We start from the raw sequence: 18,517 nt of genomic DNA, 5'->3' as shown, positions 1-18,517 counted from the left end.
ATGGTTAGGCACTATTGGATAAAACATCCTTTTGAAACGGTGGTACGAAGAAAAAGGATGGCATTTCGGGCCGGGTAGTGGTGGTACACTTCCGGCCCTTTTTACGGTGGTACGGATGGGTTCATAAGTCGATGGGTGGTATTAAGGATTATTCACATGGTTCGCCGTTAATAGTGATGTTATTGTCTGAAATAGTGTAGGTTACTTCCAGTGAAGTGCACAGGATTTCGAGGATGTTGGAGAAACTCTGCGACTCGAAATTGGCCGTCAGGCCGCATTTGGCCAGGCCCGGGTTAGCCAGTGAAATCGATACGTTGAAGCGCTTTTCGAGCTGCTCGATCACCTTGCTCAGCGGGGTTTCTTCAAATACAATGGTAACCGGCTCGTAGATTTCCTTTTTGGCTTGTGTGATCAGTGTTTTCGAAATCAGTCGCCTTGAATCCAGCTCGAATAGCGCTTGTTGCTGCGGTTTCAGAATGACCTGCTGCGAGTTGGTGGTTTTGGCATAGGTGCTGACTTCCACCGTCCCCGTCACGACATCCACCTGGAACACCTTGTGATTGCTGGCCGCTTTTACATTGAAACTTGTTCCCAGAACCTTGATTACCATTTCCCCGCTTTGAATGTAGAATGGCCGCGTCTTGTCCTTCTGAATGTCGAAAAAACCTTCACCGCTAAAAGTTACAAGGCGCTTGTCGCCGTCGAATGTGGCAGGATAGGTCACAACCGCATGCGGGTGCATCGCGATCGAGCTCTGGTCGGGCAGGTGGTGGGTGATGATCCGTTCGCCGGTGTTTTCGAAGCGAACCAGTTCGGTAGACGGGCGCTCTTCGAGCTGCTGAGAGATGGTGGCGGCCGGCGTCTTTTTGATTTGAGTACCCAGATAAACCCCCGTTACCAGTAGAATCGAAGCGGCGATGCCGGTCAGCCAGCGCCACGGGAACACCCGCACTTTTGCAGGTTCCTCCAAATCCAGTTCCCGGCGGATGTTTCCGAACGTTTCCTGCTTCAACCCGTCCTGTTCCGCGTCCGGCAAATGGTCGAGATAGCGCGGTTCGCCTTGCAGCGATGCATACCAGGCTTCGACGAGCTCTTTTTCTGCATCGGTGCACGCACCGGAGAGGTATTTTTCGAGTAATGCGGGCGGAATACCGTTTGGCTTCATGAGATCGGGGATGTTGTCATCCGGGAAGTCGCACGCCAAAAGGGGAACCCTTAGTAGTTTTTGAAATTTTTTTTAAAAAGAGGCAAAAAGGATCAGCGCACAGATCATATGCTCCTTCAAATGTTCTTTCAGGATGCGTAATGCCTTGGTAATGTGCTGCTCCACGGTTTTTTCGGAAATGTTGAGCTGTTCGCCGATCTGCTTGTTGGAAAACCCCTGGCGGCTCAGTGTGAAAACTTCGTGGCATTTAGGAGAAAGTAAATGCAGGCCTTCCTCGTAGCGGTTTTGCAGGTCGGAGGCAAGGGTAGGCTGGTCGGCGAATTCGGAAGTTTCGCTGCGGTGGATCTCCCACTGGCCGTAATGGTGCTGGCGGGTGTATTCTTTCCGGTAGAAAGATATGATCAGCCGTTTGGCCATTGTAAACAGGAATGACCGGCCGCATTGCACCTGGTGCTGGCGACGCTGCTGCCATAGGCTCACAAAAAGCTCCTGAACGATTTCCTGCGCCGTGAACCGGTCGCTGACCTTTGAGTAAGCGTAGTTGAACAAGGTTTTGAAGTAGCGGTCGTAAAGTTCCGCGAAGGCCAGCTCATCGTCCTGCTCACTGATCAGCGCAAGGATATTTTCATCGGAACAGGTAGCGTAAAAGTTGTTCATCATGAAGATAGCCTTTTAATAATCTGATTATTTTCGCTGAGAAGCGGTACAAAATTCGTACTTAAATTTGTGACTTAACTCTTTAAACAGATTAAGTATTCTCGTACTTTTTTTTACTTTCTTAACATAAACTTAACATTTTCCGGGATTCCCCGTGAAAATATTTTGTAACTAGTAGTTGAGTTAGTGCCTTGAAAGACAATACTTCTACGACACCGCATTAGATGAATAACTATCCCCAGGCATCCCGCATTCTCGTGGCCATCGACTGTATTATTTTCGGATTTGACGGAAAAGATATCAAGCTGCTGTTGATCAAAAGGAATTTCGAGCCCGAAAAAGGAAAATGGTCGCTGATGGGTGGCTTTTTGAATGCGGAGGAAGACCTCGCCGACGGGGCGGTCCGTATTCTGTACAATCTGACAGGGCTCAAAGATATCTACGTCGAGCAGCTGGAAACCTTCGGCAAAGCCGATCGCGATCCCGGCGAGCGTACCGTTTCCGTCGTATTTTTTGCATTGATCAAGATCGATGACCACGATTCAGAGGCTGTTAAAAGCCACAACGCCGCCTGGATCACTCTCGACGCCCGCCCGAAGCTGATATTCGACCATGAGCAAATGGTCGGCAGGGCTATCGAGCACCTCAAATACAATGCAGCGCTGCATCCGATCGGTTTCGAACTGCTGCCCGAGCGTTTTACGATCCCCCAGTTGCAGAAGCTCTACGAAGCGATCTACAACATCCCCATCGACCGCCGGAATTTCAGCCGCAAGCTGCTCTCCACCGGCCTGCTTATCGATACGGGGCAGAAGAATAATAATAGTGCTACGAAAAAAGCCACCCTTTACAAGCTGGACGCCGAGCGGTACAAGACGAAATTCCATTCGTTCTGGAACTTTATGCCGGATTCGATGAAGAGTCAGTAGGGGAGGAAGGGGAGGAAGGGGAGGAAGGGGAGGAAGGGGAGGAAGGAGGAAGGAGGAAGGGGAGGATGGAGGAAAGGGAGGTGACTACCAATATTGCATCGCTACGCGATTCGACTTCTCCCTTTCTTCCCCTTCTTCCATTTTCCCTTTCCTCCTTTTCATAAAATTTAAATTGTGTCAATACTACACTAAAAGCAAATTTATTTATATTTGTTAGGTGATTAATTAAATAAATGCATCAAATTGGTCTGAGAACATCCTAAACCGACATTTATGAAGGAGAATTACGTCATTGGTATCGATTTCGGTACCGACTCAGTGAGGGCATTGGTAGTGAATGCGGACACGGGAGAGCAGGCAGGAACCGCCGTGCAGGAGTATCCCCGGTGGAAGCAAGGTAAATATTGTGATGCGGCTGTTTCGCAGTTCCGGCAGCACCCGCTCGACTATCTCGAAAGTCTGGAAAACGCTGTCCGCAATGCGCTTGACCAGGCGCCGCCGGCCGTAAGGCAAAATGTGCGGGGTATTTCGGTGGATACCACTGGCTCTACACCCGTCGCAGTGGACAGAAACGGCACCCCGCTGGCGTTGCTGCCGGAGTTTGCAGAGAACCCCAATGGAATGTTTATCCTCTGGAAAGACCATACCGCCAATGCGGAGGCCGAGGAAATCAACCGGCTGGCGCACAGCTATGATATTGATTTTACCAAATATGTGGGCGGTATCTATTCATCCGAATGGTTTTGGGCCAAAATCCTGCGTACACTGCGCGTGGACGAGGCTGTACGGGAAAGCGCATTCTCCTGGGTGGAGCATTGCGACTGGATCTCGGCCGAGTTGACCGGCATTACCGATCCGCTTCGATTGAAACGTTCGCGCTGTGCCGCAGGTCACAAGGCACTCTGGCATCAGGATTTTGATGGCCTTCCATCCAATGCATTCTTCCGGGAACTCGATCCTTTGCTGGACGGACTTCGCGACCGGCTCTTTGCCGATACGGCAACCTCCGACCAACCCATGGGCGCCATTTCCAAAGAATGGGCTGCGAAATTAGGCATTCCTACGGACGTGGTTATAGGGGTGGGCGCGTTCGACGCGCATATGGGCGCGGTAGGTGCGCTCATCGAGCCGTATTCATTATGTAAGGTAATTGGTACCTCCACCTGCGATATGCTGGTAGCGCCGAATGAGGAGGTAGGGCATTTGCTGATCAAAGGCATTTGCGGGCAGGTTGATGGCTCCATAGTACCGGGTATGCTGGGCATGGAAGCGGGGCAATCGGCGTTCGGAGATATTTATGCCTGGTTTTCCAAACTCATCATTGAACCCGTGCGGACATTACTGGGCGAAGAAGAGGCTTTGAGGCTTTCGAAGCAATTGATTCCGCATTTGGCGGAGCAAGCGGCAAAACTCCCGGTTACTGAAAAAGACATTATCGCCATCGACTGGCTCAATGGCCGCCGTACCCCTGATGCGAAGCACACGCTCAAAGGCGGCTTGCTCGGTCTGAACCTGGCCAGCGACAGCGCACGCATATTTAAAGCATTGGTGGAAGCTACCGCGTATGGTTCCAAGGCCATTGTCGAACGCTTCCGGAATGAAGGCGTACCTATTCACCAGGTGATCGCGATTGGCGGCGTGGCGAAGAAATCGGCATTCGTGATGCAAACGCTGGCCGATGTGCTCAATATGCCCATTAAAGTAGCGGCTTCGGAACAGGCCTGTGCATTGGGCGCGGCGATGTTCGCGTCGGTGGCGGCTGGGGTACATCCCAATTTGCAGGATGCGCAGGATGCGATGAGTTCGGGGTTCGATGCGGTATATCAGCCGCGCGACGTACAGTCGGCAGTGTATCAGCAGCTCTATCAGAAATACCTGGAAGCCGGTGCCTATATCGAAAATGAATTTTTACAAAAAGGATATTTACAACTCACCTGATGCTTGATTTAAAACAGTTTGAAGTCTGGTTCATCACCGGAAGTCAGCATTTGTACGGCGAGGAAACGCTCCGCCAGGTCGATGAACACTCGCAGATCATCGCCCGTTACCTCGACGAAGCCCCACAGGTGCCTGTGCGGGTGATTTTTAAGCCCGTCGTCAAATCGCCGGACGAAATCTACAACATCATTCAGGAAGCCAACAGCGCTGTTAATTGCATTGGCATAGTAGCCTGGATGCACACTTTTTCCCCCGCCAAAATGTGGATCCGTGGCTTGCAGATCCTGCAAAAGCCATTATTGCATTTACATACCCAATACAACCGCGATATTCCCTGGGCCGAGATCGATATGGATTTCATGAACCTGAACCAGTCGGCGCACGGCGACCGTGAGTTCGGGTTTATGATGACGCGCATGCGATTGAACCGCAAAGTAATCGTAGGACATTGGCAGCAGGAGCATGTGGTGGAAGGCCTTGCGCAATGGGCGAGGGTAGCAGCAGGCCGTCATGATCTGAAAGGAGCGAAATTTGTTCGTTTCGGCGATAATATGCGGGAAGTAGCCGTAACCGACGGCGATAAGGTAGCTGCCGAGATGACTTTCGGCTTTTCCGTCAACACTTATGCGGTGGGCGACCTGGTAGCAGTAATCAACCAGGTGTCGGATGCCGAAATTTCGGCATTGATCGGGGAGTATGCCGATGCCTACCAACTTGCTTCCGGCCTGGAAAACGGCGGGCAGCGCCACCAGGCATTGCGCGACGCCGCGAAAATCGAACTCGGTTTGAAATACTTTCTCAGGGACGGCAATTTCAAAGGCTATACCAACACATTCGAAGACCTGCACGGCATGAAACAGCTGCCCGGCATTGGTTCGCAGCGTATGATGGCCGCGGGTTACGGCTATGCCGGCGAAGGCGACTGGAAGACGTCCGCGATGGTGCGTGCTCTGAAAGTAATGGCCAGCGGCCTGCCGGGCGGCAACTCGTTTATGGAGGATTATACCTATCATTTTAATCCAGCCAATAACCTGGTCCTCGGTTCGCATATGCTGGAAATTTGTCCGAGTATTGCGAAGGGCAAGCCTTCGGTGGAGGTTCACGCATTGGGAATAGGAGGGAAGGAGGACCCCGTTCGCCTGGTGTTCAATGCACCGGCCGGGCCAGCGCTCAATGTCTCGCTCGTGGATATGGGCAACCGTTTCCGTCTGCTTGTGAACGAAGTGGAGGCCGTGGAAGCAACCGAACAATTGCCGAAACTGCCCGTGGCACGTGTGCTCTGGAAACCTCAGCCGGATATGCAAACAGGCTGCGCGGCCTGGATTTATGCCGGCGGCGCACACCACACCGCATTCAGCCAGAACCTTACGACGGAACATATCGAAACGTTCGCCGAAATGGTGGGGGTCGAGCTGGTTGTGATCGATAAAAATACCACGCTGCGCCAGCTGAAAAACGAGTTGCGGTGGAGTGAAGCTTATTACAGATAATCCGAAATGTCGAAATATCAATATCTCAAAGAGCAGGTTTACGAAGCCAATATGGAGATCCCGCGGGAAGAATTGGCAATTGTGACCTTTGGTAATGTAAGCGGTATCGACCGGGCCGCGGGTGTAGTGGCGATCAAGCCCAGCGGCGTGCCTTACCACCGGTTGAAAGTAGAAGACATTGTAATTGTAGACCTGGACAATGCATTGGTAGAAGGCAATATGCGGCCATCTTCCGATACCAAAACGCATACGTTGCTCTATAAAAGTTTCCCGTCGATCGGGGGCGTGTGTCATACGCATTCTACGTACGCGGTGGCGTGGGCACAGGCGATCCGCCCGATCCCGAACCTCGGTACTACGCACGCAGACCATTTAACGTGTTCCATTCCGGTGACGGAGGTTATGTCCGACGAAATGATCCAGCGCGATTACGAGCTCGAAACCGGCAATCAGATCCTGGACCTTTTTGCCAGGGAGCAGCTGAGTTATGAAGAAGTCGAGATGGTGCTGGTAGCATGCCATGGGCCATTTACCTGGGGAAAAGATCCGGGGAAGGCGATTTACAATTCAATTGTACTGGAAGAGATCGCCAAAATGGCTCACCTGACATTACAAATCAATCCGTCGGCAGCGGCGATCAAGCAAAGCCTGTGCGACAAGCATTATTTCAGGAAGCACGGCAAGGATGCCTATTACGGGCAGGGCTGCTGATAAAGAGCCGGATCAGTTCTTCTTGGAGGATCTGCGGCTGGCGATGTTGCGCATTTGCTGCAATGCTTCCTGGCGGGTCATCGCTTTTTCGTTGGACTTGGCTTCTTCGATGGCGTCTTTGGAAAAACGGCCTTTCAGCAGGTTGAAAATCGTGAAAATCATAATCTTTAAGCTAGCGGGGCAGGTAACTTTCAGGAAGCACGGCAAGGATGCCTATTACGGGCAGGGCTGCTGATAAAGAGCCGGATCAGTTCTTCTTGGAGGATCTGCGGCTGGCGATGTTGCGCATTTGCTGCAATGCTTCCTGGCGGGTCATCGCTTTTTCGTTGGACTTGGCTTCTTCGATGGCGTCTTTGGAAAAACGGCCTTTCAGCAGGTTGAAAATCGTGAAAATCATAATCTTTAAGCTAGCGGGGCAGGTAACCCATTGTCTACCCAAACTTAACAAAGAACGCGCTATAAAAAAAGAGCTGCCGGTGTTCCCATTCACCGGCAGCCTCAGTCATAAAACGTTGAGTATAATGAGTGCTTGTTTGCTATTCAGGACAGAGCCTCTTTGCGTAATTTTTTTCCGGGATGAAATTCGTCCTGGATCCAGCGTACAAAATTGTGGGAGTTAGTTTTGTAAATCTCCATGGATAGGGGCTTGATGCCACTGAACTCAACCTCTTTAACGTACTGTGCGTGCAATTTCAAAATCTCGGCCAGGGTTTTGCTATCAGTTTTCATTAAACATTGTGTTAAAGTTTGCACTGGTTGTCGGACAGTATGCAATAAGAACGTACCCAACCCTTCCTAAAATCTTTTAATATTTGAAAAATCATATTGTTGATTCGAAACCTTATAGTATGGTTTGGGAAATAGCATTCCTCCGGCGCATTGTTTCAGACAACGGTCGTCGTGGTTGTTACATTATAGGACAATTTGTGGAGGTGTGTTTGATTTCGTTCGTCAGCTTATTGGCTTGACAATCAGCAGATAGGGCTTCGGTTTAGCGGTTTGTTCTTCAAAAATGTACACAGAGGGCCATTTAAGGTCACACGCAAGGGCAACAGTGGACGAGAGTACTGATTGACTTGTCCACCTAATTTAATGTCCTAAAAAAATTATACTACAAATGTCCTAGATGGCCAGCTTCTTTTTAAGGAAAGGAATCTCCAACGGTTTCGGCAGCAGGTCAATAATGTGCTGGCTGGCTTTGGCTTTTTCGATGTCTCGCGTGTCGATCGTCGAAGAGAGCATGAAAATCCGGACTTTCTGCCGCAGGGTTTCCGGCAGCTGATCGAATTCGTCGATGAACTCGAAGCCGTTCATGTCGGGCATCTGAAGATCGAGCAAAATGATGATGTCCGGCAGGCTTTCGGCCTGGCCAATGAGGTGTTTGAGGGCGTCGCGCGCCGAGTTGAAGGTTTTGACTGAATTTGTAATCCCGCTTTTGATCAATAACTTTTCGTAGATGAACAGGTCGAATGCGCTGTCATCTATCAAGAAGAAGTTAAGCAGTGGCTCCATGTCGGGTTATTTGTTAATAGAAGGAATGTTGATTTCAAAAATACTACCCTGTCCGATTTTTGAAGTTACGCTGATTTCCCCTCCCAGTTTCGCGATCGCCTCGTGTACGATGTAAAGGCCTATCCCTGAGCCACTGTTGGTAGCACCTGCGCGGTAAAACATTTTGAAAATTTTATCCTGATCCGACTCCTTGATACCCGTCCCGTTGTCTTCTACGATGATCCGTGCGTCGGAATCGGTAGATTTGACGGTCAGGTGAACAAACGGATTAGCCTTGTTCTTATCCTGGAATTTGATGGCGTTGTTGATGAGGTTATTGAAAATGATCCGCAGCTTCATCACATCCGAATGGAATATGCCGTCCTGCTGGATGTCCGTGGTCATTTTCAGATTGCCGTATTCGGGCAGGTATTGAATCGTGGCTTGCACTTCGGTAACCAGCTCCTCGAAACTGATGTCCGTCACGACGGGCACGCCACGCGCATTTTTGTAATAATCGATAATGTTGATGATGAATGTATCCAGCTTCTTCACCGACTGCCGGATCAGTTCCAGGTATTCATTCTGTGATTTGACGTCCTCTTCCAGCAATGCGAGGTTCACAATGCCGAGTACCGACATCAATGGCGCACGCAGATCGTGCGAGGCGCTATATACAAACTTGTCGAGCTCCTCATTCGCCTTTTGCAGTTCGATATTCCGCTGTTTCAGATCCTCGCGGGTTTTGTAGATGTCGTAGGCATTGGAAATCGCATTTTCGACATACTTATAATCCCAGGGTTTGTCGATAAACCGGAATACCTCCCCCTTGTTGATCGCGTCGATCGCTGCACCTATATCGGTATGCCCGGTAATGAGGATACGTATCGGTTTCGGGAACTTCGTTCGGATCTTTTCGAAAAATTGTACGCCCGTTAGCCCCGGCATTCGCTGGTCGGCCAGGATGATGCAGAAATCCTTTTCGTCCAGCATTTGCTCCGCTTCCACTACCGAAGAGGTAATCGTGATATCGTACTGCTTGCGGAATGAAGCCTTGAACGAATGCAGGTTGTGCTCCTCGTCGTCAATGTACAGAATGGTGATGGCTTTTTCGCTCATTGAAAATCAGGGATTGGGCGTGCTTTTCTTTTAACTGGCAGTGTGATCAAAAATTCTGTTCCTTGTCCCACCTCGGTATTTACTTGGATGTTACCGCTGTGAACTTCGATAATTTTAAAGACAATTGAAAGCCCCAAACCGGTCCCGTCGCCTACCTGTTTGGTGGTGAAGAAAGGCTCGAAAATCTTGGCACGGACCTCCGGCGTCATGCCCGGACCGTTGTCGCGCATCGAGATAGCCACGGTTTCAGGGTCTTTCAGCCATGATTTTACCCATATAGTCGGGGTTTTGCCTTCCTGCTTTTCCTTTTGCAATGCGTAGATCGAGTTGGTCAGGATATTCATAAACACCTGATTGAGCTTGCCCGCATAGCATTCGATACTCGGGATGTTGCCCAGTTCCTTCACCAGCGTGATCGAATTCCCCATCTGGTAGTTGAGGATAATGAGTGTGGATTCGATTCCCTCGTTGACATTCACGAGGTTGAGGTCGGTTTCGTCTACGCGCGAGAATATCTTCAAACCTTTCACGATCTCGACGGTCCGGTGGGCGCCGTCCTCCATGCCTTTCAGCAATGTGCCCAGCTCGGTTTTGAGGTAATCGAGGTCAAGGTCCTCTTTGAGGCGTTCGATCTCCTTTACTTTTCCCTGAAGTCCTTCTATGCTGTCAATCTCCCTGATGCCATCGTAAGAATCGAGGATTTCCAGTACGTCGTCGATGTCTCTCCGGAGCGGGCGGATGTTCGAGCTGACGAAGTTGATCGGGTTATTGATCTCGTGCGCGATACCGGCAGTAAGCTGACCGAGCGATGCCATTTTTTCCGAATCGATGAGCTGCGTCTGGGCATCTTTCAGCTTGGTGAGGGTCAGGTTGAGCTCGGTATTGGCAAACTGCAACTCGGCCGTGCGTTCGTTGACGCTCTTTTCGAGGAAGGCATTCTGTTCGAGGATGATTTTCTCGTTTTCCATCGAAATCCGCAGTGCCTGCGCCTGGGATATTTCTTTTTCCTTCTTGAAAATGTTGATCTTATCCGCCAGTGCGAACGACAGCAAGATTACCTCGATGGCCGTGCCGGCCTGCATGGTGTAATTCGTAAAGCTGTTGTAAGGCAGAATGTTAAGGTTGCGCAGCGAATAGAGCACGATCCCGATCAGGAATATCGACCAGGCAACCAGGAAGAACTTCGCCGGACGGTAGCCTTCAAGGGATAGCATCAGGGCCACCACCAGCGCGAAAAGCGCAGCCGAAGGCGCGAGCAGATCGATAATGCGGTAGCTCACCATGTTCAGCCCCAGCAAATTGAATAATACTGCTACCCCGTAGGCAACGATGATGACAATAATGATCCGGTAATTGGTCGTGGACCGTTCGCGGATATGCAGGAAGTTCTGGAAGAACATCAATGCAAAGCTCCCGGCGAGCGCAGGGAACAGTATAATGGAATATTCGTTGAACGCCGGTGTTTCGGGCCAGAGAAATTTGAATGTATATCCTGTGATGGTCGTTTGCGTAAGTCCGATGAAGAGGATGTACAGCACATAATACAGATAGCTCTTTTCGCGGATCGAGAAGTACACAAAGAAATTGTAGAGCATCATCACGAAAAGCACGCCGATGTGAATACCGGAAATGATTTCGTTGGTCAGCGCAAACTGGAAAAAGCCCATCTCGCTGCGTACGATGAGTGGTACCACAATCTGCTCGCTGCCGTGGATTCGCAGGTAGTAAGTTTGAGCCTTTTGCCGCGGAATATCGAGTTTAAATACGATGTTCTGGTGCTTGACATGCCGCTTGTCGAAGGCGTCGTTCCAGGAAATGGTTTCCTCTTTGGCTTTCCCGCGCTCTGTTGAATACAGTGTTACCGATTCGATACGGGGGTAGGCGAGTTCCAAAAACAAATTGTCCTCGGCACTGTTGTTTTTGATATTGAGGCGGACCCAGAAAGTGGAAGCACTGACGCCGAAGTTGGGCGTATCTTCGAAGCTTGGCGTAAATTTTCCATGGGCTTTTACGTCGTCGATCGTTAGCGTCGCCGATGTGTCTTCCAGTATTTCCACCTGCCTCCCGATCGTCACATCGTTACCCTTGAACACGACCTCCCCCGCATGAGCGTGGACGAGCAAGCTCACAAGCAACAGAAGGGTTCCAATAATCCTGCGGTAGAACTTTACATCCATTTATTGATATCGTAAACTATGGTTAAGTCCCCGCGACGACCGGTTTCAACGACGGTTTGCGTGGGGTTTGCTCTCAGACTGAATATCTTTTCACGTTCCTCATCGGTGGCAAAAGGCAGGTTGATCAGGTCCCTGGCAATCAGCGATGTGGCGATCAATCCTTCTTTGGGATAATAAAATGTCCCGTTGTTCCCCAGGTCGGTTAACACTTCGAATCCGATCCGCTGGCTGATAACCAGGGTAATAGGCGAGCAAAGGCCCATCAGGCAATGAATCCCGACTTTCGATGCAATCGCCATGGCCGTTCTTCCCAGGTATACGCTACCAATGCCATAACCGGCTACCTCCTTCGAATTGAAAAGCCCGCAAAATTCCGCCACGTTATAGTCGCCGATCTTGTCGACATAACCGTAAATGCTCTTGTCAATCTTCGCGATCGCGTCCTCCATTGGCATTTTGAGGTTCTCCGAGCGGACCTGTACGCGGGTACCTCCATAAATATCCTTGCCATCCTCGGATTGCACGATGATCACATAAGTATTCGGATCCTCCAACCAGGTGTGATTGGCCGATGTCACCTGCTTCACGCCGTATGCTTCGAGTACCTTACGGTGCCCCTCGACATATTTCAGGCTCGTTTCCACATCATCCGGTGCACGGTATGCTTTAATATGTGCTACCATGTACTGTTATGGGTTTACAATAAATAGTGTTTCGTTTAACGGCAATCGGTAACTTTTGATCCCGGGCTTTTCCGCTTTTGCAATCTTAAACAAGAACACTTCGGCCACTTCCTCTCCAAACGGTACAAGCTCCATGAATCTCTTTCTTAAAGTACGTAATCTCGCTGCTTCGGCTTCGTCCAGGCCTGCATTGTTGCCCTTTGTAATGCGGGGGAACAAATAAAACGGGGAAATTAATGGATGGATCGCAAATTGCAATTGTTCGGCCTGAAGCCAGAGGCGTTGCATGGCCATTCCGCCGAGGAAAAAATCCTTGTAACTGTACTTCGGCATGGTGATCATGCCCAAAGCAGAGGCTGTACTGACCGATTTGAGCGCTGCGTCCACCAGTGCACCGCCTCCCTGCACGCCTTTCAATGTCTGGGAAATTTCACGGTCGCGGATGATCGAGAGCGCGGCTATCTGCGCATTGTTGAGCCCGAGCGTGCGCACATCGATTCCGTCCCTGGACAATTCGGCTTCCGTGGGCGACCATTTCATTTCGCGGTGAACGAAATCGTAATGTCCTTCGGGGTTCAGCAGGCGCACACGGTCGCATTCGCCGATGATCTCGCCGATGGCCATGATCTCCTGTTTGTCGGAGAAATAATGGAATTCCGCTCCGGCAACGCTACGGGCAGCATTCTTTAATTGCTGAAAAACGGCTTCCGGAATTTCGACGGGCGTCGATGGATTGCGGTTCGTACACCGTTCGTAGATCACACCAACGGCCTCGGGGGCGTAGACAGGTTCTGCACCGTTTGTCCCGGTATGCTCAAAATCAATCGCCGCAATGAGCGGTGAATCTTCCCCCAGTGGGAAAATTTCGGCTTTTACACCCAGGCCGGCCTCATGGGCCTTCAATAGTATATTTTCGTAAGAAGCTCCGAAAGAAATGTTGGAAGCAATCTGGTCGAAATCCCCAAAAGAGAACGAACGGAAACGGTCGTGGAAAAGGAACAGCCTTCCGTGGTGATAAAGCCATTTCCAGGGTTGGTCATTACCTGTGGAAGGAGCCTGGCAGGCGGCATTGACAATGTCGGCCAGCGTATTTTCGGGAATCGTTTCGGTTTGTTTCTGAGGTAACGAATCAGCTATACGAACAGCTTCGGTGAAGTCGAAAGGCGCGTGTGGGTTATGTCTGAAAGAGCCCTGAGGCTTTTCCGATTTATCACCGACGAGTTCTTCCAGGTCAATGTAATACCTGCCCGACTCATGAAACTGATTGAGCAGAATGCGCCGGCACACATCCGTCACGACGCCTCCTCCGAGCGTCACCGCACTGGCCAGCTGGGGCCACGTGCCGATGCTCTGACCGATCTCGACAAGTGAGACTTTGCCTCTCTTGGAGCCGTTGATCGCATTCACGATCCGCAGCACGAGCGGAAGCCTGTCTTCTTCGGAAATATGTTCGAATTTGTCCAGCGGGAGTCCTTGCAGATAGCCATGGAAGATGGGGCGTTCCGGCTCAGTGTCAAACCGTTCGACGTCGAGCATGCCGCGGTCGCTGGTTTCCATTACCACCGGAATGCCGAGCTGTGCCGCGCGGATACGGGCGCTTATTTTCAGCGCAATATCGTCGCATTCGTCGACGAGGATGTCGACTTTCCCGCCGTCAAGCAGGAAGCCGTCCAGGTTCTCCTTCGTGATACCGTCGGGAAAGCATTCAATATCGAGGAATGGATCGATCTCGGCGATTTCGCGGGCGGTCACGATGCATTTGTTGACGCCGATATTGTGAAGTCCCGTACGTATACGATTAAGGTTACTGAGTTCAATCGTATCAAAATCAGCCAGTTTCAGCTTTCCGCAGGCCCGTTCGGTAGCAATGCTGAGCGCAACGGAATGCCCGACCGATAGCCCGATAATACCTATCGAGCGTTTGGAAAGGTGAAGCTGCTCGTCGGGTGTGATTTTGTATTGGTTACGGCTGGTCCTGAGCTCAATAAATTCCGCTTCGTCGACCAGGTGCAGGAGCCGTTCCGACCAGGGATAGTAAACCCACACCCCTTCGGTGTTGATGTCCTTGCCTTCGGCCCATTCGCGGTACTTTTGTTCTGTTTCCGCGGCACTGAGCCGTTTTTTAGGGTGTCGGATCCGGATGAGTTCTTGTTTCTGGGAAGCAAATAAATCCAGGATGGTTTTGCCGCGATAGTCTTCTATGAAGGAGAGGAAACTTGTTTTATCTGCGTGGCGCTCTTTGGAGATGAAAACCGGTTTGTAGATATAGTTGATCTCTGTGTTATGGTGCATTTTAGAATAATTGTGAAGCCTGTCCTTCAATGGGCCGTGGCCGGATTTAACAAATCACAAAATTGTGCCGATCTTCGTATTAAATTCACAGGACCGGCTATCGCATACCCTGAATCTCGTATATTCACGCATTTTTACTCGCTTCAATAATTACACAAATTGCTGAATTTATTTTTGTAAAACTAACCTCTGGTTCAATGGGGGACAAAATATTTGGACGGAAGTCCGTAAAATTCCCTTATTAGCAGAAGCTTGCGCCAATGCATTGTGTAAAAAATTTGTCGAAAGTGCTGTGGCTGTTGATGCGAATATAGAATTAATATTATAATATTATCAATTAGTTCGGGGTGGACTAACTGCCCGCCCCGCCAAGCACCAAGTATTCAGAATGGAAAAAGGAAAAATAAGCGTACTGTATGTAGATGATGAAATCAACAACCTCAACTCATTCAAGGCCGCTTTCAGACGAGACTTCAATATTTTAATTGCGACTTCGGGAAGAGAAGGTCTCGAACTTTTGAAACACAACGTCGTCCACGTGATCATTACCGACCAGCGCATGCCGGAAATGACGGGTGTGGATTTTCTGATCGAGGTGTTAAAGGATTACTCCGACCCTGTGCGTATCCTGCTTACCGGCTATACCGACATTACCGCGGTAATCGACGCCGTGAATAAGGGGCATATCTACTACTATCTCAACAAACCCTGGGACGAGCAGCAGTTGCGGATCATTATCAAAAATGCCTACGAAATTTTCCACTTGCGGGAGGAAAACAAGGAGCTGATCGAAAAGCTGATCGACGTGAACGGCCAGCTCGAATTCCTGCTCCGGCAAAACCTGCTTTCGTAGACGCTAGCGTGACGAGTATTTTTTCCTGACCAGGCTTTTGATCCCGGCTGCCGATGGCCGTGTGCCGCGGAACATGTACGTCAGTACCGAGAATGCGGAGGAAAATGCTACCGCCAGCAAGAGTATCGCTGCGAAAAGAAGGTTCCCGATTGCTTTGAGTAAGATGATGATATCCATGATTTCATAATAGTGGGTGACTGCCGTTGCTCTTGTAAAAACCGTACCAAAGGCACTATGATGCTTCTGACCACGGAGCTGGGCTGGTATCTTTTTTGTAAATGACCCGTCTTTTGAAATCAACAAACTAAACGGGTATCAATCAAAAAAAAGGAGCATAGCCATAGGCATTATAACGGGGGTTGTCCTGTTCCTGTTCGTGATCTCCTGCGGGAAACGCATGCAGGCAGGCAACGCGGAGAAGGAGGGTGTGGCCAAAAAGAACAAAACCGAGGGGTATTTCTACCATCAGGCCGAACAGGACACGAGCAAAGATTCAAGCACTATCAGGAAAAACATAAATAATTGAATCAATCACTCCCGCGACGGACACATTTGAAGGGAAAACAGCGTATTTTCGTGTACGGATTGCCCCGAGCATAGAAACGGCCGGTACTCATAACCCGGCCGTCTTTGTGTTACCACGAGTCGATAATCCGTATCAGAATTTATTTACCCTAAACATGTTGAAACAACTTTACTGGACGTATGGTCTGGTTGTACTGATCGGGATGATTGCAAGCTGCCGTTACCCGGCTCCGGACCCGATAGATGGCGGGAGTGACACGACAGTGCCTAACAAGCCCGATACCGTGATCATCGACACGATCCCGGCCAAGAATCCCGATTCTTCCCTCGCAAATACAGCCCGCTTCGGCGCTGATAAGATTTTTACAGACATCAATCTCAAAACCAGTGAAGGCGTTTTTGATACCGCGACAGATTACCGCGGAAAGGCTACGGTGTTGGACTACAAGTTTGTAGCTCCCAATAACGATACCCTGCAATACCGGCCATTTGTGCTGATGGTGCATGAAGGTGCATTCATTTTTGGGGATTTGGACAACGAAATGGGGATGGCCCGCGGGCTTGCACAACGGGGCTACGCAGCGGCGTCGATCAACTACCGCCTCGGGTTCAACGGGGCGAGCCAGACTTTCGCCTGCGGGGGAAGTAGCCAGGATGCGGTTCGCGCCGTGTACCGCGCGGTGCAGGACACTTACGCGGCCATTCATTACTTCGTGGATCGTGCGGAGGAGTTCGGTATCGATACCCGGCAGATCATGCTGGCGGGGAGCAGCGCGGGGGCTATTACGGTCAGCGCACTGGTTTATATGAATGAAGCGGATTTCGAAGCACTTGCGCCCGGTATTACCAAAGCATTAGGCCGCCTCGATCCCCTGGCCGAAGATAGCCCTTTCCGGGTTCGGGCGCTGCTCACACAGATGGGTTACGGGATATTCAGAAGCGAGTATATCAACGCATCGAATGCAATGCCGACGGTGTTTTTCCAGCGCATTGGGGATAATGTACTGCCTTATTATGGCGGCACGTTCCTTTCGTGCCCCACGTATCCGGGCATGGTAGGCGCGAAAGTGGCTTCGGATCAGTTGAAAAAGTTTAAAATCCCGCTTGAACTCAACTTCGAAAACCTGGAAGGGCACCATCTCAGCTATCCGGAGGAATATGTGGTGGGACGTTATGCGGCCTTTATGAAACGGCTGTGGTCTCAAAATCCACGACAGATCACCAATAACGGTTACAAAACCGTGGAAGATGTAAGGCTGCGTTAGGCCTTGCTGCCGGCGTGCTCTTTTACCGGCAGTTTCTTGCTTTCCCGAAGCCACCGGCTCAGGTAGGAGGTAAGTTTTACTTCAATGTATTCGTAAGAAAGGTGCGAGCCAATGAGCGTCAGGGCCAGTGAGAGCAGGAACATGGCCGTACCCTCGCTGTAAACCGGAAAGCCCATCTTGCGGAACAGGAAACCTAGTCCTACGACGACAGGCACGTGCAGGAGGTAAATGGAGAACGACATATCCCCTAAACGGACCAGCCAGGACGGAAACTTTTGAATGCGTTCCTGGTAATGAAACACGAATGCCGTAAAAACAATCGTGGAGCCCAGGCCCCATTCCAAAGGGCCGAAACCGCCCAGGAAGCCTGAAAGAAATTGCCATATGGCCAGGCAAAGGACGGTAGGCGCTACCATTTTAATGGAAAGGAATGCGCGGATCCGCTCGTGCAGGGAGTCGTGGTAGTAGGCTAGCCCGAGGAATACACCACATACAAAGTTCCAGATAATCGGGTTGGTGATCATATTGAGGTACGGGACGCCCAAATCCTGCATTTTATCCGCTTTTAACGTAAAAATTCCATAGTATGTCGGAATACCCACCAGCGTGACGGCGATCATCAGGAAGAACGCGTACCAGCGGAAACGTGAAAAAAGCATGGAAACAGCGATCAAAAGATAGAAATAGATCTCATAGTTGAGGCTCCATCCTACATTCAGGGTGGCATAACCGTAAAAAGGCGCCGGCGTATTGGATAAAGGAATAAAGAGCAGGCTTCGCAAAAGCTCGGACGGCCATTCGGGATTGGGCGACATGCGGCTGTGGAGCAGGCAATATGCCAGCGTGATGATCGCGTAGGCAGGCCATATGCGGATCAGCCGTTTGGCAGTGAAGCGGAAAATGCTCCGCCCGGACGGCACCGTGTTGCGGGTGATGTACACCATGATGAAACCGCTGATCACGAAAAAGAGGCTTACCCCTGCCGGGCCGGATCCTGCAATGAAATTAATTTCTTTCCGGAAAGGATCGTCGCCGGGGATCACGTCTTTTAAATGATAAATCGTGACGTACAACGCAGCAATGCCCCTCAAAACCTGAATGCTGTCTAATTTGGATTCACGAGTGACGCGGCCTTGTTCCTGTGCCATTCCGTTGAACATTGATTAAGTTAATTGTTCGTTGTTTCAAGCTTTGACACGGAAATAGGAAAATCCGTGTCAGC

At 50.4% G+C, this 18,517-nt stretch carries 18 protein-coding genes; 7 read left to right on the top strand and 11 right to left on the bottom strand.

Annotated features, from left to right (window positions below; translation table 11 throughout):
* Positions 1-148: 148 nt before the first annotated feature.
* Both CLV60_RS26740 and CLV60_RS26735 read right to left on the bottom strand, forming a co-directional pair.
* Positions 149-1,165: a FecR family protein gene (locus CLV60_RS26740; RefSeq protein WP_106598562.1), complete on the bottom strand. Its 1,017-nt coding sequence runs from the start codon at positions 1,163-1,165 to the stop codon at positions 149-151.
* Between the two features lie 72 nt (positions 1,166-1,237).
* Positions 1,238-1,825: an RNA polymerase sigma factor gene (locus tag CLV60_RS26735; protein ID WP_106598463.1), complete on the bottom strand. Its 588-nt coding sequence runs from the start codon at positions 1,823-1,825 to the stop codon at positions 1,238-1,240.
* A 221-nt stretch (positions 1,826-2,046) separates the two neighbouring features.
* Here CLV60_RS26735 and CLV60_RS26730 point away from each other — a divergent pair, with 221 nt between their 5' ends.
* The 4 genes from CLV60_RS26730 to CLV60_RS26715 all read left to right on the top strand — a co-directional run bounded on the left by CLV60_RS26730 (position 2,047) and on the right by CLV60_RS26715 (position 6,890).
* The gene (locus CLV60_RS26730) at positions 2,047-2,751 is read left to right on the top strand and encodes an NUDIX hydrolase (protein ID WP_106598462.1); all 705 of its coding nucleotides are present in this window, start codon (positions 2,047-2,049) and stop codon (positions 2,749-2,751) included.
* Between the two features lie 273 nt (positions 2,752-3,024).
* Positions 3,025-4,689: a ribulokinase gene (locus tag CLV60_RS26725; protein WP_106598461.1), complete on the top strand. Its 1,665-nt coding sequence runs from the start codon at positions 3,025-3,027 to the stop codon at positions 4,687-4,689.
* The gene (araA, locus tag CLV60_RS26720; protein WP_106598460.1) at positions 4,689-6,179 is read left to right on the top strand and encodes an L-arabinose isomerase; all 1,491 of its coding nucleotides are present in this window, start codon (positions 4,689-4,691) and stop codon (positions 6,177-6,179) included. The genes CLV60_RS26725 and araA overlap by 1 nt, the downstream gene beginning before the upstream one ends.
* A 6-nt stretch (positions 6,180-6,185) precedes the next feature.
* Positions 6,186-6,890: an L-ribulose-5-phosphate 4-epimerase gene (locus CLV60_RS26715; RefSeq protein WP_106598459.1), complete on the top strand. Its 705-nt coding sequence runs from the start codon at positions 6,186-6,188 to the stop codon at positions 6,888-6,890.
* 12 nt (positions 6,891-6,902) lie between these two features.
* Here CLV60_RS26715 and CLV60_RS34345 read toward each other — a convergent pair whose 3' ends face one another.
* The 7 genes from CLV60_RS34345 to CLV60_RS26685 form a co-directional block, all read right to left on the bottom strand.
* A complete protein-coding gene (locus CLV60_RS34345; RefSeq protein WP_170118872.1) occupies positions 6,903-7,052 on the bottom strand; it encodes a hypothetical protein in 150 nt (49 codons plus the stop codon).
* Positions 7,053-7,137: 85 nt separating this feature from the next.
* Entirely contained in the window at positions 7,138-7,287 is a 150-nt protein-coding gene (locus CLV60_RS34340) for a hypothetical protein (protein ID WP_170118872.1), read from the bottom strand.
* Positions 7,288-8,012: 725 nt separating this feature from the next.
* The gene (locus CLV60_RS26705; RefSeq protein WP_106598458.1) at positions 8,013-8,402 is read right to left on the bottom strand and encodes a response regulator; all 390 of its coding nucleotides are present in this window, start codon (positions 8,400-8,402) and stop codon (positions 8,013-8,015) included.
* 6 nt (positions 8,403-8,408) lie between these two features.
* Positions 8,409-9,500 carry a sensor histidine kinase gene (locus CLV60_RS26700; RefSeq protein ID WP_106598457.1) on the bottom strand — a complete coding sequence of 364 codons (1,092 nt, stop codon included), beginning with the start codon at positions 9,498-9,500 and terminating at the stop codon, positions 8,409-8,411.
* Entirely contained in the window at positions 9,497-11,677 is a 2,181-nt protein-coding gene (locus CLV60_RS26695; RefSeq protein ID WP_106598456.1) for a sensor histidine kinase, read from the bottom strand. The genes CLV60_RS26700 and CLV60_RS26695 overlap by 4 nt, the downstream gene beginning before the upstream one ends.
* Complete coding sequence (locus CLV60_RS26690) at positions 11,668-12,360, bottom strand: hypothetical protein (RefSeq protein ID WP_106598455.1); 693 nt, start codon at positions 12,358-12,360, stop codon at positions 11,668-11,670. Before CLV60_RS26690 ends, CLV60_RS26695 begins: the two co-directional genes overlap by 10 nt.
* 6 nt (positions 12,361-12,366) lie before the next feature.
* Entirely contained in the window at positions 12,367-14,652 is a 2,286-nt protein-coding gene (locus CLV60_RS26685; RefSeq protein WP_106598454.1) for an Rv1355c family protein, read from the bottom strand.
* 388 nt (positions 14,653-15,040) lie between these two features.
* Here CLV60_RS26685 and CLV60_RS26680 point away from each other — a divergent pair, with 388 nt between their 5' ends.
* Complete coding sequence (locus tag CLV60_RS26680; RefSeq protein ID WP_019940883.1) at positions 15,041-15,505, top strand: response regulator; 465 nt, start codon at positions 15,041-15,043, stop codon at positions 15,503-15,505.
* 3 nt (positions 15,506-15,508) lie between these two features.
* Here the strand turns inward: CLV60_RS26680 and CLV60_RS34335 are convergent, their stop codons facing one another.
* Entirely contained in the window at positions 15,509-15,682 is a 174-nt protein-coding gene (locus CLV60_RS34335) for a hypothetical protein (protein ID WP_170118871.1), read from the bottom strand.
* A 220-nt stretch (positions 15,683-15,902) separates the two neighbouring features.
* Here CLV60_RS34335 and CLV60_RS34865 point away from each other — a divergent pair, with 220 nt between their 5' ends.
* The gene (locus tag CLV60_RS34865; RefSeq protein ID WP_262510575.1) at positions 15,903-16,031 is read left to right on the top strand and encodes a hypothetical protein; all 129 of its coding nucleotides are present in this window, start codon (positions 15,903-15,905) and stop codon (positions 16,029-16,031) included.
* Positions 16,032-16,185: 154 nt separating this feature from the next.
* Positions 16,186-17,295: an alpha/beta hydrolase gene (locus tag CLV60_RS26675; protein WP_106598453.1), complete on the top strand. Its 1,110-nt coding sequence runs from the start codon at positions 16,186-16,188 to the stop codon at positions 17,293-17,295.
* On the opposite strand, the gene CLV60_RS26670 is transcribed toward CLV60_RS26675, so the two are convergent.
* The gene (locus CLV60_RS26670) at positions 17,292-18,443 is read right to left on the bottom strand and encodes an acyltransferase family protein (RefSeq protein ID WP_106598561.1); all 1,152 of its coding nucleotides are present in this window, start codon (positions 18,441-18,443) and stop codon (positions 17,292-17,294) included. The two genes, CLV60_RS26675 and CLV60_RS26670, sit on opposite strands and share 4 nt — an antisense overlap.
* Positions 18,444-18,517: the final 74 nt, after the last annotated feature.

It is taken from the genome of Dyadobacter jiangsuensis (assembly GCF_003014695.1).
In the GTDB taxonomy this organism is placed as follows: domain Bacteria; phylum Bacteroidota; class Bacteroidia; order Cytophagales; family Spirosomataceae; genus Dyadobacter; species Dyadobacter jiangsuensis.
This window is presented reverse-complemented; position numbering and strand designations above follow the sequence as displayed.

What these genes read in the sequence shown, in the direction of transcription:
- CLV60_RS26740 (WP_106598562.1), bottom strand. Translation starts at nt 1,165, where the DNA reads ATGAAGCCAAACGGTATTCCGCCCGCATTACTCGAAAAATACCTCTCC.
- CLV60_RS26735 (WP_106598463.1), bottom strand. Translation starts at nt 1,825, where the DNA reads ATGATGAACAACTTTTACGCTACCTGTTCCGATGAAAATATCCTTGCG.
- CLV60_RS26730 (WP_106598462.1), top strand. Translation starts at nt 2,047, where the DNA reads ATGAATAACTATCCCCAGGCATCCCGCATTCTCGTGGCCATCGACTGT.
- CLV60_RS26725 (WP_106598461.1), top strand. Translation starts at nt 3,025, where the DNA reads ATGAAGGAGAATTACGTCATTGGTATCGATTTCGGTACCGACTCAGTG.
- araA (WP_106598460.1), top strand. Translation starts at nt 4,689, where the DNA reads ATGCTTGATTTAAAACAGTTTGAAGTCTGGTTCATCACCGGAAGTCAG.
- CLV60_RS26715 (WP_106598459.1), top strand. Translation starts at nt 6,186, where the DNA reads ATGTCGAAATATCAATATCTCAAAGAGCAGGTTTACGAAGCCAATATG.
- CLV60_RS34345 (WP_170118872.1), bottom strand. Translation starts at nt 7,052, where the DNA reads ATGATTTTCACGATTTTCAACCTGCTGAAAGGCCGTTTTTCCAAAGAC.
- CLV60_RS34340 (WP_170118872.1), bottom strand. Translation starts at nt 7,287, where the DNA reads ATGATTTTCACGATTTTCAACCTGCTGAAAGGCCGTTTTTCCAAAGAC.
- CLV60_RS26705 (WP_106598458.1), bottom strand. Translation starts at nt 8,402, where the DNA reads ATGGAGCCACTGCTTAACTTCTTCTTGATAGATGACAGCGCATTCGAC.
- CLV60_RS26700 (WP_106598457.1), bottom strand. Translation starts at nt 9,500, where the DNA reads ATGAGCGAAAAAGCCATCACCATTCTGTACATTGACGACGAGGAGCAC.
- CLV60_RS26695 (WP_106598456.1), bottom strand. Translation starts at nt 11,677, where the DNA reads ATGGATGTAAAGTTCTACCGCAGGATTATTGGAACCCTTCTGTTGCTT.
- CLV60_RS26690 (WP_106598455.1), bottom strand. Translation starts at nt 12,360, where the DNA reads ATGGTAGCACATATTAAAGCATACCGTGCACCGGATGATGTGGAAACG.
- CLV60_RS26685 (WP_106598454.1), bottom strand. Translation starts at nt 14,652, where the DNA reads ATGCACCATAACACAGAGATCAACTATATCTACAAACCGGTTTTCATC.
- CLV60_RS26680 (WP_019940883.1), top strand. Translation starts at nt 15,041, where the DNA reads ATGGAAAAAGGAAAAATAAGCGTACTGTATGTAGATGATGAAATCAAC.
- CLV60_RS34335 (WP_170118871.1), bottom strand. Translation starts at nt 15,682, where the DNA reads ATGGATATCATCATCTTACTCAAAGCAATCGGGAACCTTCTTTTCGCA.
- CLV60_RS34865 (WP_262510575.1), top strand. Translation starts at nt 15,903, where the DNA reads ATGCAGGCAGGCAACGCGGAGAAGGAGGGTGTGGCCAAAAAGAACAAA.
- CLV60_RS26675 (WP_106598453.1), top strand. Translation starts at nt 16,186, where the DNA reads ATGTTGAAACAACTTTACTGGACGTATGGTCTGGTTGTACTGATCGGG.
- CLV60_RS26670 (WP_106598561.1), bottom strand. Translation starts at nt 18,443, where the DNA reads ATGGCACAGGAACAAGGCCGCGTCACTCGTGAATCCAAATTAGACAGC.